Origin of the sequence: Woeseia oceani (assembly GCF_001677435.1) — a bacterium.
Lineage (GTDB): Bacteria > Pseudomonadota > Gammaproteobacteria > Steroidobacterales > Woeseiaceae > Woeseia > Woeseia oceani.
Genome location: NZ_CP016268.1, coordinates 1,873,740 through 1,888,256, shown reverse-complemented (window position 1 = coordinate 1,888,256; position 14,517 = coordinate 1,873,740). Strand labels below are relative to the sequence as shown.

14 protein-coding genes and 1 tRNA gene are annotated in these 14,517 nt (G+C 56.9%); 2 read left to right on the top strand and 13 right to left on the bottom strand.

Annotated features, from left to right (window positions below):
- Positions 1 to 2: 2 nt before the first annotated feature.
- The 13 genes from BA177_RS08375 to BA177_RS08315 all read right to left on the bottom strand — a co-directional run bounded on the left by BA177_RS08375 (position 3) and on the right by BA177_RS08315 (position 13,497).
- Positions 3 to 722, bottom strand: a complete 720-nt coding sequence (locus BA177_RS08375) for a dienelactone hydrolase family protein (protein WP_068615351.1) — start codon at positions 720 to 722, stop codon at positions 3 to 5.
- A gap of 84 nt (positions 723 to 806) precedes the next feature.
- On the bottom strand, positions 807 to 2,195 hold the full coding sequence (locus BA177_RS08370) for a tetratricopeptide repeat protein (protein ID WP_068615349.1): 1,389 nt from the start codon (positions 2,193 to 2,195) through the stop codon (positions 807 to 809).
- A 90-nt stretch (positions 2,196 to 2,285) separates the two neighbouring features.
- Positions 2,286 to 3,557: an SAM-dependent methyltransferase gene (locus tag BA177_RS08365; RefSeq protein ID WP_068615347.1), complete on the bottom strand. Its 1,272-nt coding sequence runs from the start codon at positions 3,555 to 3,557 to the stop codon at positions 2,286 to 2,288.
- Positions 3,554 to 4,324, bottom strand: a complete 771-nt coding sequence (locus tag BA177_RS08360; RefSeq protein WP_068615345.1) for a DUF1365 domain-containing protein — start codon at positions 4,322 to 4,324, stop codon at positions 3,554 to 3,556. The genes BA177_RS08365 and BA177_RS08360 overlap by 4 nt, the downstream gene beginning before the upstream one ends.
- Positions 4,293 to 5,570 (bottom strand): NAD(P)/FAD-dependent oxidoreductase, encoded by a 1,278-nt coding sequence (locus BA177_RS08355; RefSeq protein ID WP_068615343.1) that lies wholly within the window; start codon positions 5,568 to 5,570, stop codon positions 4,293 to 4,295. The genes BA177_RS08360 and BA177_RS08355 overlap by 32 nt, the downstream gene beginning before the upstream one ends.
- A gap of 37 nt (positions 5,571 to 5,607) precedes the next feature.
- Positions 5,608 to 6,153, bottom strand: a complete 546-nt coding sequence (locus tag BA177_RS08350) for a lipocalin family protein (protein ID WP_231892509.1) — start codon at positions 6,151 to 6,153, stop codon at positions 5,608 to 5,610.
- A gap of 1 nt (position 6,154) precedes the next feature.
- Positions 6,155 to 6,796, bottom strand: a complete 642-nt coding sequence (locus BA177_RS08345) for a DUF6134 family protein (protein WP_068615337.1) — start codon at positions 6,794 to 6,796, stop codon at positions 6,155 to 6,157.
- 1 nt (position 6,797) lies between these two features.
- Complete coding sequence (locus tag BA177_RS08340) at positions 6,798 to 7,580, bottom strand: DUF1295 domain-containing protein (RefSeq protein ID WP_068615335.1); 783 nt, start codon at positions 7,578 to 7,580, stop codon at positions 6,798 to 6,800.
- Positions 7,580 to 8,128 carry a DUF2878 domain-containing protein gene (locus tag BA177_RS08335; RefSeq protein ID WP_068615333.1) on the bottom strand — a complete coding sequence of 183 codons (549 nt, stop codon included), beginning with the start codon at positions 8,126 to 8,128 and terminating at the stop codon, positions 7,580 to 7,582. The genes BA177_RS08340 and BA177_RS08335 overlap by 1 nt, the downstream gene beginning before the upstream one ends.
- Before the next feature lie 4 nt (positions 8,129 to 8,132).
- The gene (locus BA177_RS08330; protein WP_197493390.1) at positions 8,133 to 9,167 is read right to left on the bottom strand and encodes an SAM-dependent methyltransferase; all 1,035 of its coding nucleotides are present in this window, start codon (positions 9,165 to 9,167) and stop codon (positions 8,133 to 8,135) included.
- A 331-nt stretch (positions 9,168 to 9,498) separates the two neighbouring features.
- Positions 9,499 to 9,575, bottom strand: a tRNA-Arg gene (locus BA177_RS08325).
- A gap of 98 nt (positions 9,576 to 9,673) precedes the next feature.
- On the bottom strand, positions 9,674 to 11,500 hold the full coding sequence (pdxR, locus tag BA177_RS08320) for a MocR-like pyridoxine biosynthesis transcription factor PdxR (RefSeq protein ID WP_068615330.1): 1,827 nt from the start codon (positions 11,498 to 11,500) through the stop codon (positions 9,674 to 9,676).
- 38 nt (positions 11,501 to 11,538) lie between these two features.
- Positions 11,539 to 13,497 carry a S9 family peptidase gene (locus BA177_RS08315; protein ID WP_231892508.1) on the bottom strand — a complete coding sequence of 653 codons (1,959 nt, stop codon included), beginning with the start codon at positions 13,495 to 13,497 and terminating at the stop codon, positions 11,539 to 11,541.
- A gap of 76 nt (positions 13,498 to 13,573) precedes the next feature.
- Between BA177_RS08315 and BA177_RS08310 the strand changes: the two genes are divergently transcribed.
- Positions 13,574 to 14,041, top strand: coding sequence for a GNAT family N-acetyltransferase (locus BA177_RS08310; protein ID WP_068615327.1), 468 nt, complete (start codon positions 13,574 to 13,576; stop codon positions 14,039 to 14,041).
- Between the two features lie 12 nt (positions 14,042 to 14,053).
- A complete protein-coding gene (locus BA177_RS08305) occupies positions 14,054 to 14,497 on the top strand; it encodes a peroxiredoxin (protein ID WP_068615325.1) in 444 nt (147 codons plus the stop codon).
- The last annotated feature ends 20 nt before the right edge of the window (positions 14,498 to 14,517 follow it).

Sequence of the window (14,517 nt, the reverse complement as noted above, 5' to 3'; positions counted from 1 at the left end):
TATCAGTCGAGCACTTCGCGCAGAAAATTTTGCGTTCCCTGCCAGCTGCGGCGATCCGCGTTGGCATCAAATTGCAAACCGTTGGCAGGATCGGCGGCAGCGGGATTGGTAAATGCATGCAGGGTATGGCCGTGTGCATGCAATTGCCAGTCGGCTTTTCGTGCCGTCAATTCCCGAGTGATGCACAGAACATCCTCGGGCGTTGCCATCGGATCATCCCAGCCATGCTGAATAAGCACTTTGGCGGTAATGGTTTGCGGAGTTGTATTCATCGGCGCACCGAGCTGTCCGTGCACACTGACCACACCGTTGACGGAGGCGCCACTGCGAGCGAGGTCCAGTACGCACAAGCCACCAAAGCAGAAGCCTATCGCCGCTGTCCTGGCAGCATCGACCTCGGCGAGACCGCGCAGTTCCGTCAATCCGCAAGCCATGCGACGTTGCAGCCCGCTGCGGTCATCCATAAGTGGCTGCATCATGTTGCGGTTCTGCTCGGGCGAGGTACCCAGCTTGCCGGCCCCATACATGTCGAGCGCAAATCCGACGTAGCCCAGCGCTGCCAGCTGACGCGCTTTCTGATCGTCAAATTCACTTCGACCGCGCCAGGAATGCGCGATCAACACACCCGGGCGAGGCTCCGTTTTGGCATCATCCCAGGCGACAAAGCCGCGCAACGCGGTACTGCCATCTGTGTAGTCATGGAAACGGGTTTGAATTGGCATAGCGCAATACGGTCAGGAACAGTGAAAACGCTATGTTAACAAACCAGACGGCGCGTGCCGTCGTTCGCTGGTCAGCGAACCTGCTTAAGGTGTCCGGTCCGCGTGAAAACGATCCAGCCACTGGCGTGCAGCCCGGCGTGCTTGCAGGATATCCGCAAGCAGCATGTTTCGCGCCGAAACCACCCGGTTCTGTTTGCCGGCCGCATTGCCAAGGCGTTCAGCAATATAAAACCATTTGTACGCCTCAATCTTGTCCTCAGTTGCACCTTCGCCACTCAGGTACATCGCGCCGAGGTTGTTCTGCGCTACCGGATTGCCCTGTTCCGCGGCCAGTGTGTACCAGTACAGAGCCAGTTCATTGTTCTCGGGAATGCCTTCGCCCGCGTCATGCATTGCACCCAGGTTGTTCTGAGCGTCCGCATCGCCCTGCTCCGCCGCACGACGGTACCAGACCGCAGCCTCTGCGTTGTCTTCGGCAACGCCTTTGCCTTCGTCGTACATAAGCGCTATAGCGTACTGGGCGCGCGCCGAGCCCCGAGCCGCGGCTTGCTGATACCAATGCATCGCCTGAGCGAGATCCGGGCTAGTCCCTTCGCCATCTTCCAGCATGATAGCCAGATTGACCTGCGCCGACCGGTGCCCTTGTTTGGCAGCGAGACCGTACCAGTGCAAGGCTGCAAGGTTGTCTTCGGGTATGCCTTCACCCACATCGTGCATGATGGCGAGGTTGAACTGGGCACGGGCATTGCCTGCCGCCGCTGCCCGCTGATACCAGTCAACAGCGGCTGGATTATCCTCGGCGACGCCATCGCCTTCGTCGTACATCAACGCAATAGCGAAGTACGCGTCGCTGTCGCCGGCCGCGGCTGCAAGCCGGTACCACTGCAGCGCACGCTCATTGTCTTCTGGCACTCCGGCGCCCATGTCGTAGATGTAACCCAGGTTGAACTGTGCAGGTGCGTAACCAAGGTCGGCACTGAGCCCATACCAATGAATGGCATGCTGCACGTCCTGTTCGACTCCTTCACCCTGGCTGTACATCACACCAAGATTGAATTGCGCCTGTTCGTCCGCCTGATTCGCGGCCGCTTCGTACCAGCGCGCCGCTGCGATGTTGTCCTCAGGTACACCCTCGCCAAAATCATAAATTGTCGCCATGCTGAACTGGGCGGACACATCACCTTCTTCCGCCGGCTGGCGGTACCAATGCAATGCAAGCGCCTTGTCGACCGGGACGCCGAGGCCCTCATCGAATATAAGGCCGACGTTGTACATGGCACTCAGGTCGCCCGCTTCTGCCAATGGCAACCAGTGGTTCAATGCCGATTCGAACTCGCCGTCACGAAAGGACTGGAGGCCACTTTGAAAGTCTTCGCTGTCGTCGGCAAATGCCCACGAACAGAGGCATAGGGCCAACAGGGTGGTATTGATAGTGCGCCAGAGCATGTTGATCAGTGCCACGATCCGCAGCATGCCACCTTGAATTTGGGGACGATGAAACTAGGTTACTGGCCGCAAGTCACGAAAACAATGAACCAGTCGACACGTCAGCGACGGGTTCCCTCAGCTTTGCCACGGCAAATCCCGATTGCCCGGCCTGGCCAGCAACAGTTGCACTGTGCCGGTAGCACGTTCCGTGAACGCGCCTTCGCAATAGCACAGGTAGTAGTGCCAAAGTCGCAGGAATTCCTTCGGATACCCCATCTGCCGAACGGCCTTCTTTTGCGCCGTGAATCGTGCACGCCAGTGACGCAACGTTTTCGCGTAGTGCGGCCCGATGTCTTCACAGTGAACAATTCGCATGTCCGTTACCGAAGTAAGGGTATTTGCGATGACCGTCAACGATGGCAGACAACCGCCAGGGAAAACATACCGCTGGATGAAATCCACCGATTTCAAAGTGGTCGCATAGCGTTGATCGGCAATCGTGATCGACTGCAAGCACATCATGCCGTTGGGCTTTAGCAAGCGACAGCAAGTCTCAAAGTATTTGGCAAAATACTGACTGCCGACTGCTTCGATCATTTCGATGGAGACAAGCTTGTCAAAGCGCCCTTCCAGTTCCCGATAATCCTTGAGCAACAAGGTTACCTTGTCCTGCAGACCCAATGCGGTGATACGTTCCCGGGCAAGCTCGTACTGTTTGCGCGAAATAGTGGTGGTCGTAATGTGGCATCCGTAGTGACTGGCCGCATAGATAGCAAAGCCGCCCCAGCCTGTGCCGATTTCCAATACCTGGTCGCGATCCGACAATTGCAACTTGCGACAGATCCGGTCCAGCTTTGCCGTCGCCGCATCTTCCAGCGATGCGTCCGGCTGCTCGAAGTAGGCCGATGAGTACATCATCCGCTGATCCAGCCAAAGCGCAAAGAAGTCATTGCCAAGATCGTAGTGCGCCGAAATATTCCGCCGACTGCCCTTCTGGCTGTTTCTGTTCAACCAGTGAAAAGACTTCTGCAGTGGCCTCGTCAGGCGTGCAAGTCCTGTTTCCAGATTCTCCAGCACCTCGCGGTTGCGCAACAGGAGACGAACCACATCAGTCAGGTTGTCGGTTTCCCAGTAGCCGCGAATGTAGGCCTCGGCTGCACCAATCGCTCCGCCGAATGCCACGTCGCTGTAGAACCGCGGATCAAGAACAGTGATATCAACCGCCGGTTCAGCGGACAGGCGGCGATCACCAAGAACACGCCTGCGGTCAGATTCGTGCAGCACAATGCGCCCGTGCTTTATGTGTTCGAGGCGGGCCAGCACTTTACGCCGGGCCAGCATATCGAGCCCCCGAGGCCGGGGCGCGCCCGCCAAAAAACGGGGCGAGCTTAGAGACAGGTCATTCATCGCGTCACCGCCTTGTCCTTTTTAGCCGGGTGTATATGCAATGGCACACGCTTGAACCACAGTTTGAGTGCTTGCCAGTAAATGGCCGTTATTAGCCGGACTGTGATCAATGGGTATAGCATCAGAACCCTTGCCAAGGTTGCACCCGTGATTTCCCGACGCTGTAACACAAGTGACGCATCGAAAACACGCTGTCCGTTCCGCCAGTTGGTCATAAACACGTTAAGCGCAGCGGACGGTTGCGAGAAACGCCAGTCGTAGTCAATGTCCATCGGCATGAACGGCGAAACGTGCATTGCTTTGTCAGGTTGAAATCGCAACATCGCACCTGGCTCGGTGCCTGGCGGCACAGGCAAAACGTAACAGTGCTGCTCACCCCATGGGGTGTTGTTCACTTCAACAACAATCGTTTCAACGAAGCGACCGGTGGCATCAAAACAATAGTAAAAACTGGCCGGATTAAAGCAATAGCCAAAATAGCGGAGGTGCGTCAACAGGCGAATAGGACCATTCGGTCTGTTGCCAGTCCTTTCATGAACCAACGCGGCCACGGCTGTCGCCAACGGAACCGCCGGGTCTCCAAGGTGGTCGCTGCGACGAAAGCGGGCGATGGCGGGCGCTGTTGTTGACCAAAACCAGCGTCTGGCAAAAGCCGTTGGCAGCTCTTCCAGATCCAGGTACATCAGAAATACCCTGTAGCTGAAGCGGTGGCCAACCGGCGCGTGCCGGACGTGCCTAACCTGTCCTTCGAAAATGCCGCTGTCCATTCGCACAGGCCTCCTCAAAGTGCCGCACGGCCGCAATGGCGCTCTCCACCCCGTCTTCATGAAAGCCATTGCGCCAATAGGCCCCACAAAACAATGTTTGGCCGTTGGCGTTGAGCTCTGCATGACGCGACTGCGCCGCATGCGAACGCAGGCTGAAGACAGGGTGTTCATACTCGATACGCCGCAAGACCCGTTGCTCGTCTATGTACCGCTCGCTGTTGAGCGATACCAGGTACTGCTCGGGAGCCGGCAGCCCTTGCAATATGTTCATGTTATAGGTCACCGCGGCCAGTCCGCCCGGCTCAGTTGGCAGGTGATAATTCCATGCCGCCCAGCACGACTTGCGGCTCGGCATGAGCCGCGTATCCGCGTGCAGCACGGCCTCGTTCCGCTGATAAGGCATCGCGCCGAGGACCTCCCGTTCCAGTTCATCGGCATCACTGAGCAGCGCCAGGGCCTGGTCACTGTGGCAGGCTAAAAACACCGCGTCGAACCGCTCGACGGCAGAAGCCTCTGAGCGGATATACACACCGTCGGCGCGGCGGGTAATCCCCCGCACAGCGCAGTTCAGCCGGATTCGATCCGCGTGGGCGCTGGTCAAACGCTCGACGTAAGCGCGTGAACCGCCCTTGATCACCCGCCATTGCGGGCGATCCTTGATTTGCAACAAACCGTGATTCTGAAAAAAGCGCGCGAGAAACAACATCGGCATACCCAGCACCGAGGCCTGTTCCGCGGACCAGATTGCGGCCGCCATTGGCACCAGGTAGTGATCAATGAATTCAGCCGAGTAACCGTTCCCGGCGAGATAGGCTCCGACCGTTTCCTCGGGATTGCCGAACGACAGGAATTCGACAGCTTCGCGGTTGAAACGCAGAATGTCCCTGAGCATGCGCCAGAAAGAGGGTCTAAGCAGATTGCGCCGCTGTGCGAACAAGCTGCCTAGTGATGCTCCGTTGTACTCCAGTCCGCCATCCGCCGACTGCACGCTGAAACTCATCACGCTGGGCTGCCAGTCCTGGCCAATTTCAGTCAGCAAGCGGTTGAACCGGGGATAGGTACGGTCATTGAACACTATGAAGCCCGTATCCACCGCAAGCGTACCGATGGAGCTTTCGACACTCACTGTATTGGTATGACCACCCACATAAGGTGCCGACTCGAATACCGTGATCTCATGCTCGGCGCGGAGCAAATACGCGGCAGTATTGCCCGCAATGCCGCTACCGACTATGGCGATCTTCACAGGCCTGACTCAGATATCTGCACCATTGCCACCTTCATCACCACTGCTGCGGTACTGTGCGCATCTTGTCGGTGTCATAACCAACCGACTCGATGAACGATGTCAGTTGCCGGAAAAGTTCGTCGTCTATGTGCGGTTCACGCGCCATGATCCAGACGTAGTCTCGCTTGTTACGACCAATAACGGTTACCGAATAATCTTTATCCAGATAAATGATCCGGTAGTCCGCTTTAATCGGCCAGATGAAGCGCATGCCCCAGACTGCATTGGACGGGTCGTCGCCGACGAATCCGCGAGGCGTGTACTTCTTGCGCGCACCGTCGAAGCCGCCCTTGCGATAAGTGAATGTCGTTTCGATACTGCCATCGGCATCCTGCTCGTAGGTTTCCACTGCGTTGTACGCGTCCTTTTCCAAAAAGGTCGGTATATTCGCGATGACATACCAGCTACCCATAAACCGGTCCAGGTCGACGTATTCGACCGTTGCCAATGGCTGACCGGAACTGCTGCACGCACTAATTGACATGACTACCACCCACACCATCAAGCCGCATATCCGTCGTCCCTTAGTTATCATTTTCATGTCAGATCAACTCGTATCGAATTACACGATCACCGCCGGCGATGGATTGCAGGGCCAGCCATTCGCCTTCCTGCGAGTACCAGAGTTCCACATCTACGCCTTTCGCAGTCAGGCGATAATGCCTGGCTTGCTGCCGCTCGCCCCGCACTTGCAAAGTGGCATTCGGCAAAGACGTCACTGAGACATCAAGGTACTCACCGGTCTGAGGATTCAAGAGACGTGGCTGCTGCAGAAAGTCCGGGTTCCAGTAGGCGAAAGACATCACGCAGTTCGGTAGTCGCGTCTGAACACCGTCATTTTCGACCACGAATGCGCCCTGTTCTCGTTCGCCGATAACCTTTTCGGTTCGGCCATTGGTCACCGTGCGCGCCTGTATTTCATCGAGGCAGCCGTCGGCCCACGTTTCACTGTTCTCATGGCGGTAACGGTAAGCTGTGAAGAACATGAACTTGATGTCGAACGTCGCCATACTCGTCAGCTGCAATGACTCGCCATACTCATCAAGCTGAAATTGGTGGGTTCCGATAACCGAACCATCGAGTGACACCCTGAACTCCCAACGCTCCGACTCATTGGCCAGTGCCGTGTGTTGCCAACCAGCAACCAGTAAGAGCGATACACAAATGCGAAGCAGCAATACCATTTCAATGCTCCTGCCGTTTCGGCGGCCAGGGAAAAAACGCACTGGTACGAGCGACGTAACGGGCATATTCCGGTCGCCTGCTGCCGATGGTCTTTTCCAGCAACGACACGCCGGAAACCTTGAGAATGAGAAACGTCATCAGCAACGGTGAAAACACAGTCCACCAGCCGCCGGCAGCCGCTGCGAACAGCCAGTAGGACCACCACACGCAGGTATCACCGAAATAATTGGGGTGCCGGCTGTAGCGCCACAGTCCGTTATCCAGAACCGCGGTTTCACTGCGACGTCTCTTGCGAAATTGCATCAGCTGCCAGTCGCCCCCCGCTTCAAACACGAAGCCAAGCAGCCAAAGTGCGGCAGCCGCCCATTGCAGTCCGCCAAGTGAGTCGGTATTGCTCACCGCAAACAACAGCGGGAATGAAATAATGAACGCTAATACGCCCTGTAAGCCGAAAACAATGTAGAGGCTCTTGAAGCGAAAGTTCGGCTCATTGTTCTCCCGAATCTTTTGGTAACGGGCATCTTCTGGCTTGCCCCAGTTACGAATTGCAATGTGCAATGCCAGGCGCAGGGACCAGACCAGCAGCAAGACGAACGCGAGAATTCCGGCCGGCCCGGTTGCAGTCGCCTGCTGCAGGTAGACGACGGCCGCTGCAAGAAAGAACAATGACCAGATGCTATCGACGAAGCTCACGTCGTTCAGGATCAGGCTGACGCCCCAAGCAGCGAGACTGATCAACAGCATCAACGCCAGTGCCAGCAACAATGGAGAACTCAAGGCCATCAGTCGAGAATCCAGCCAGTGCGTGCAGCGGACCGCACGGTAACGCCGTCAAGACGCCGTGCCACAATCAGCAACAACGGCATCATGATTCCCCAGCCGGCAGCAAGAGCCATGAGCGCAAACAACGGCTGACTTAAAACGATGCCACCCAGTTTCGCTCCGGTAAGGTAAGCCAGTGGACCACCTGCCACGCCGAACAGAACGGCGAGCGAGGCTCGTGACTTTAACCAGCCCAGCGACACGTTCAGCGTTGTGGCAAATAGCATCCACATACCGACGATCCAGTACGGTGCGAACGCGTCATGCAGCATGCCAGAGGGATAACTTACCCAGCCCAATGCCACCAACACACTGTCCCATGTACCACCGATGACAGCGCATACAACAACAAGACCAAGCTCGGTGGCCGGACGGGCTACCAGGGTCATGTGCAGCATTACGGCAACGGCCATCACGGACATGCCTATCCACGGTTGGCCTGCCGCGGCACTGATTACCGCAGAGAACCAGGCCACCTGGAACGCCAGAAAATTCACGAGTAACGACATGCTGTCAACCGCTCCCTGCGCTGCGGCGCTCAAAAAGGTAATGACCGACGTACCACTCTTCACCATTGTTGTAGTCAAAAAGTCCGGCACAGGCCATGAAGAACATACGCCAGCGCACCCACCAGGTATGCGCCTGAGCCGTTCCATACGTCTCTTTAAGTATCGGCATCAACTTGTTTCGGCGCAGATCCATCCGCCATAGCCACGCATTCGCCGTTTGCGCATAGTGCCGGCCATTCCAGCGCCAGCGGTCTGCCAGTCTCAGGTCGTCCTGGAACATCAACGGCAAATCGTTGCTCGGCATGATGCCACCCGAGAAAAAGTGCCGACTCATCCAGTCACCCGGACCTTTGTCGACAAATTCGTAAGGCGTACTGCGATGACAAAAAATGTGCATGAAGAACCGGCCATCGGGATGCAACCAGGTCGAGATACGCCTGAACAATTCAGCGTAGTTCCGCATGTGCTCAAACATTTCCACGGAGACGATGCGATCGAAAGATTGCCCCGGATCAAAGTCATTCATGTCGCAGACGCGAACAGAGACGTTGCTCAGTTCCTGTCTGGCGGCTTCTGCGACTATGTAGTCGTGTTGCGAGCGGGAATTGGATACCGCCGTTACCTGGCAGTGCGGGTAACGACTTGCTATCCACAAGCTCAACGACCCCCAGCCACAACCCAGATCCAGAACCGCCATCCCGTCTTCGATACCGGCGCGTTCGCAACTGATTCGTAATGCGTCCGCTTCCGCAACATCCAGATCGTCGGTTCCCTGGCTCCAGTAGCCACAACTGTACTTGCGACGGGAACCCAGGATCTCCGCGAAGAATTCCGCCGGCACTTCATAGTGCTGCTCATTCGCGAGTTCCGGGAGCAACGCGATGGCGGAGGCGTTCATCATCTCAACAAAGCTGGACAGGGCGACTGCCGAGCGTTCGCAGTCATCGGCATGAATATCCGTGAGCCGTTGTTTCAACAGCCTGCGTATGCCCGCGCGAATAATCGCATCGGGTAACAGACCGCTCTCGGAAATGTGCACTTTCGTTCTGGTCTGTGCCTGCACTGTACTGCCTCTCTCAGCGGGAAATCCCGAAACCTGTAGAGCACTCTAAGAATAGTCGAAAAACTTAGCAATATCGGGCACTTGCATTGTTACAATCACTTACACTTTGGAATCAGCGGGAAACACATGGCGGTGTTATTCGGCAATTGCGTCCGCCACATCGGGCTAGATAACGGTCACTGTGCCCTGGCATCGTTGGCGAAACCTCGCCAATTGCGCGACGGCGCGAGGCTTCGACCACGAGTGTAACCGTGGCCCAAGACTCCGGGGACAGCAGCCGCAGTTCAGAACTGCAGCCAGGAGAAACTGGTGCGCCCGGCAGGATTCGAACCTGCGACCCCCTGCTTAGGAGGCAGGTGCTCTATCCAGCTGAGCTACGGGCGCAATAGCAACAAGGCGAGATGTTGTTGCGAGAGCGCGGAAGGATATCGCGTTCCACCACCTCGATTCCAGCACGGCGAAGCTCCGGCCCGCTTTGTGCCTCAATTCGCTGTTACCGCTGTGCGAATGAAAGCCGCATCGACGATCTGTCGATCCTCGTTAAACCATTTGATACGGTCACCATCGATCACAACGTAATAGGCGGCCTCTTCGCCATACACCCACTGCTGCCACTGCCGGTGCCAGCGATCACCATCGACCCACCAGCGTCCCGTATCGCAATCTTCATTCGCGTACCCTGCGCGGCCCACCATACGCCCGTCCCTGTGAAGCTCAATGGTGCAGGGAACACCGTATACAACGTTGTACAGAATGATCCGGTCACTCATCGCCGCGCTTAACTCGGCGCCGGTCAGCCATTCACCGCTGCTGGAATCCAGATGCTCTACCCGGCCACTGGCCAGATTGCGAATCAACTCCGTGAGCTTTAAAACGCCGGGCCGAATCTGTTCTATGGGCAAACTGGTAACGCCCATTCGAAAGCAGTTTTGCGCCTTGGCAGGATCTGCGTAGTAGTGGCGAACGGGTTCAATCAAAATGCCTTCCCGTTCTGCTTCGCTGGCGAGATAGTCCACATTGAAATCCTCGGGAAGACGGACCCACCACGTCGTCCCCCCCACTTCCGGGGTAATCTCCAGCGATACGGAGCGGTAGTAGTTCAACGCGTCACGTAACGCCGTTCGTCGCTCCTGAAAAGTACGCGCCATGCGCATCATCAGCGCGTCATAGTGGCCCAGCGACAGAAAGTACGCGGCGGTACGCTGGTTGTTCAACGGCGGGTGGTTGAGCATCGCCCTTCGCAATGCTCTGGCGCGTCGAATGAATTCCGAATTGGCGACGATGAAACCCAAGCGGATGCCCGGCGCCAATACCTTGGAGAAACTGGCGACGTAAACCACCCGCCCTTCCTTGTCCATGCTCCGCAGCGCGGGTGCCGGCCGTTCGAGATAACTGGTTTCACACTCGTAGTCATCTTCTACGATGAGAAAATTCTGTTCGCTGGCCGCCCGCAACAGTTTCTTCCGTCGTTCAACAGGCATCGCTACCGTGGTAGGAATTTGATGGCTGGGTGTTACGTAAACCAGGTCGCACGCTTGCAGTGCATCGTTAACGACGATGCCGGATGCATCGACTTCCTGTTGCTGTATTCGTGCGCCGCGACGTTCCAGGAGTTGACGCATCGCTGTATTGCCCGGCTCTTCCATGACGGCGGTTACCGACTTGCTCGCCAGCAATTCACTCAGCAGGTAAAGACTGTGTTGCGTCCCGAGAGTGATCAGGATTTCGTCCGGTTTCGCCTGGATACCCCGGCGCGGAAGTATCTTGGTGCGGATCTCTTCGATCAGCATCGGGTCATCGGTATCGCCGCTGCCGGTAGACCACTCACGTACATCCGCAACACTTAAGGCCAGTCGACTGGCCTCGCGCCACTCGGCCAGCGGGAACAGCGAAGAATCGAATTTGCCGTCGATGAACGGGTACGGGTATTTGGACCAGCTAGGCAGATCCCTGGGCGCCCGGCCGCTGTTGGCTTCGCTCTTGACCCAGCGCTTCCACCGTACGGCTTCTTCGGCACTCGCAGCGACGGTTTCGCCCCGAAAGCCCACGCGCGTATCAAGCATCTCCTTGTTGACGAAAATACCGCTGCGCTGTTGGCTGACCAGATAGCCTTCCGCCAGCAATTGCTGATACGCCAGGACCACGGTATTTCGCGCCACTTCAAGCTGCCCGGCCAACTTGCGCGACGACGGCAAGCGGCTGCCCGGCGGGAAAGCGCCATTGAGTATGCCATCGACCAGTTTTTGCCGGATCTGATTCTGCAGATTCAGCGGACTGTCGGGGTCCAGATAGATAATGGCGTCAGTCACGATTGCCGCGCCGGATCTCAACGTCCGGTGTCATTGCTTCAGTCGGCCGTCTGCTTGCCTTTCAGCCAAGTATCCAGAAACCTGACGTAGGCTTCGGATGCCGTGATGCGGTTCTCACGTTTCGCGAAGCCGTGTCCCTCGTCCGGGAACACGACGTATTCCACCGGCACTTCGTTTTTCTGTACTGCAGCAACCAGTTCGTCACTTTCGACCTGCAATACCCGCGGGTCGTTCGCGCCCTGAACCACGAGCAGCGGCTTGATGATGTTTTGCGCATGAAACAATGGTGAAATTCTGCGGTGGCGATCAGCGTCTGTGGCCGGGTCGCCCATCTCATCAAAGAGCGCTTCTTTAAAGGACTCCCACCACGGTGGAATACTCTGCAAGGTACGTACCCAGTTGGTCACACCGAATATGTTGATGCCAACGTCAAACACTTCCGGTTCGAACGCCAACGCAGCGGCCACCATGTAACCACCGTACGAGCCGCCGATGATGCCGATGCGGTCTTCATCCACCCAGTCCAGCGTCTCGAGGTATTTGCGCCCGTACACGATGTCCTGAAGATCCTCTTCACCGTGCTTGCGATCGTCGAGGTGAAAGAACGTCTTGCCATAACCGGACGAACCGCGATTGTTCGCTGCCAGAATGGCGTAACCATGATTCACCAGATGCTGGCGCGTAGCGTTATAACCGGTACGGCTCTGACCGCCGGGCCCACCGTGCACCCAGACCAGCGCCGGCACGGGGTTTTCGGCAGAGGCACCGTGCGGCTTGTACAGAATAGACGGAATCTCGATACCGTCGAAACTGGGGTACCGAATAACCTCGCTTTGTACGAGGTAATCAGACTCAATCGCCGGATTCAGCGCATCGGTCAACTGCCGTGCAACTCGCTGCGCAAAATCGATCACGTGTACATTCGCCGGCGAGTTGTCGGCATTCACAAGCAGTGCTATCTGCGTTTCGTCGTCAGCAAACCGGATACTCCCCAAGTCGCCGGGCGGCAGTGCTGGTAACTCCAGCACCTCGTTGGTTTCCGTGTCATACATAGTCACCTGGGTACGGGCATCGGCGTTGATTCCACTGACCCGGTAGCGGCCAGAGGGCGAGTACACCACGTAACTAACGTCCCAGATGGCGCTAACAAGTTCGGACTTGTCTTCGCTCATCAGGTTGTAAGTCCAGGCCTGAGTGAACTCGCCGTGCTCGTTGGTACTGTAAACAAGGTTCGCGCTGTCCGGCGTAAACGAATACACGCCGTGCGCCACGTTGCCAAGGTGCTCCGTAACCAACTTTGGCTGCGCATCGTCAGCCTGCAGATCAACAATGTACACGTCCGAATCGGCACTGGTCCGCGGCTTCTCAAGCGCAACCCAGCGGCCATCCGGAGAGATATCACCAACACTCAAACCCGGATTCTCGAACACCATTTCACGTGAATAGTCGCTTGCCGAATAACGGTAGATATCGAAATTTCGCTGGTCCCGCTCTGTCGTCAGCAGATAGAAATACTCACCGTTCCCCGACCAGCGCAGGAACTGCGCTTTATGCTCATCCCCTGGGGTCAGGTCGCGGCTTTCACCATCGGGCTCCAGAACCGCGACGTGGTGCAACTCGTTGCCGCCGCCATCGAACGTGTAGAGAATCCTCCGGTCATTCGGGAACCAGCTCAACGCGATGATTGCGTTGTCGTCGGAATGAGTAAGCGCTTTGGCGGAACCACCGTCCAGCGGCAGTTCCCACGCATTGAATACCCCGCTGGCATCCGACGACACCAGTAGCGACATGGAGTCAGGTGCGAATGCATAGCCGGTCGAGCTCACCATGCTGTAGCTGGTTGTCTCGTAGAACTGCCGCGCTGAAAATTCCGGAACCTTCGTTAGGTCTGAAGCGTTGTTATCCTCCGCGCCATTCTGACTACAGGCACCAAGTACGGTGCTCGCAACAGCCACGGTCGTGGCCATTATTTTCAGGAATTTGCTTCCGTAATTCATACTCACGCCCTGTAGTCCGTCTGATTTACGCATAATACCGGCACTGACCCTCTTTTTCAGAATTCGACGAGGACGTATGAACATAGCAGTGCGCGACGCGCGAGCCACCGATGCGGCAACCCTGGTTGCCTACAATGCCGCCATGGCGACGGAAACCGAGGGCCGGCAACTTGACCTCAATCTGCTGCAGCCGGGAGTATCGGCGGCTCTGACCGACCCAGGCAAAGGTCGCTATTGGGTGGCAGAAGTCAACGGTCGAATCGTCGGCCAGATCATGGTTACATGGGAGTGGAGTGACTGGCGCAATGGCAGCATGTGGTGGATTCAAAGCGTCTATGTTCATCCGGATTTTCGCCGGCGAGGCGTTTTCGCGAGTTTGTACCGCTTCGTTGAGCACCAGGCACGCGAAGATCCACAATGCTGTGGCTTGCGTTTGTACGTCGAAAACGACAACACGTCAGCCCAGCACACCTACCGCGCGCTGGGCATGAAGCAGCCCGGTTATCAGGTAATGGAGGTGGACTTCAACAAGGCCACTCACTAAACGGGGAACTAGATGCTGCAACCTGGAACACACGCACCCGAGTTCGTCCTCCCGGATCACACCGGTAAGGACGTTGAACTATCGACTTTGCTCGCCGACGGACCGCTGATCCTTTATTTTTACCCGGCCGATTTCACACCGGGTTGCACCAGGGAGGCCTGCACCATTCGCGACATGTTCACTGACCTGCGCGCAGTGGGCTTGCAAGTGGCGGGTATCAGCCCGCAAGACACCGCCAGCCATGCCCGATTTCGGAAAGAACAGCGACTGCCCTTCACCTTGCTTTCCGATGAGGACAAAGTGGCGATCAAGATGTACGACGTTGATGGTCCATTTGGCGTTGGCGTGCGGCGCGCGACATTCCTGATCAATCAGGATCGAACCATTCAGGACGCGGTACTGGCTGATGTCCTGATCAGTCGCCACGCCGAATTCCTCGAAAAGCGGTCATGCTGAGAGAGGCGGCCGGCCTGCGC

Excerpts from the sequence above, each read along its gene's own strand:
- BA177_RS08375 (WP_068615351.1), bottom strand. The coding sequence starts at position 722 with ATGCCAATTCAAACCCGTTTCCATGACTACACAGATGGCAGTACCGCG.
- BA177_RS08370 (WP_068615349.1), bottom strand. The coding sequence starts at position 2,195 with ATGCTGCGGATCGTGGCACTGATCAACATGCTCTGGCGCACTATCAAT.
- BA177_RS08365 (WP_068615347.1), bottom strand. The coding sequence starts at position 3,557 with ATGAATGACCTGTCTCTAAGCTCGCCCCGTTTTTTGGCGGGCGCGCCC.
- BA177_RS08360 (WP_068615345.1), bottom strand. The coding sequence starts at position 4,324 with ATGGACAGCGGCATTTTCGAAGGACAGGTTAGGCACGTCCGGCACGCG.
- BA177_RS08350 (WP_231892509.1), bottom strand. The coding sequence starts at position 6,153 with ATGAAAATGATAACTAAGGGACGACGGATATGCGGCTTGATGGTGTGG.
- BA177_RS08345 (WP_068615337.1), bottom strand. The coding sequence starts at position 6,796 with ATGGTATTGCTGCTTCGCATTTGTGTATCGCTCTTACTGGTTGCTGGT.
- BA177_RS08340 (WP_068615335.1), bottom strand. The coding sequence starts at position 7,580 with ATGGCCTTGAGTTCTCCATTGTTGCTGGCACTGGCGTTGATGCTGTTG.
- BA177_RS08335 (WP_068615333.1), bottom strand. The coding sequence starts at position 8,128 with ATGTCGTTACTCGTGAATTTTCTGGCGTTCCAGGTGGCCTGGTTCTCT.
- BA177_RS08315 (WP_231892508.1), bottom strand. The coding sequence starts at position 13,497 with ATGAATTACGGAAGCAAATTCCTGAAAATAATGGCCACGACCGTGGCT.
- BA177_RS08310 (WP_068615327.1), top strand. The coding sequence starts at position 13,574 with ATGAACATAGCAGTGCGCGACGCGCGAGCCACCGATGCGGCAACCCTG.
- BA177_RS08305 (WP_068615325.1), top strand. The coding sequence starts at position 14,054 with ATGCTGCAACCTGGAACACACGCACCCGAGTTCGTCCTCCCGGATCAC.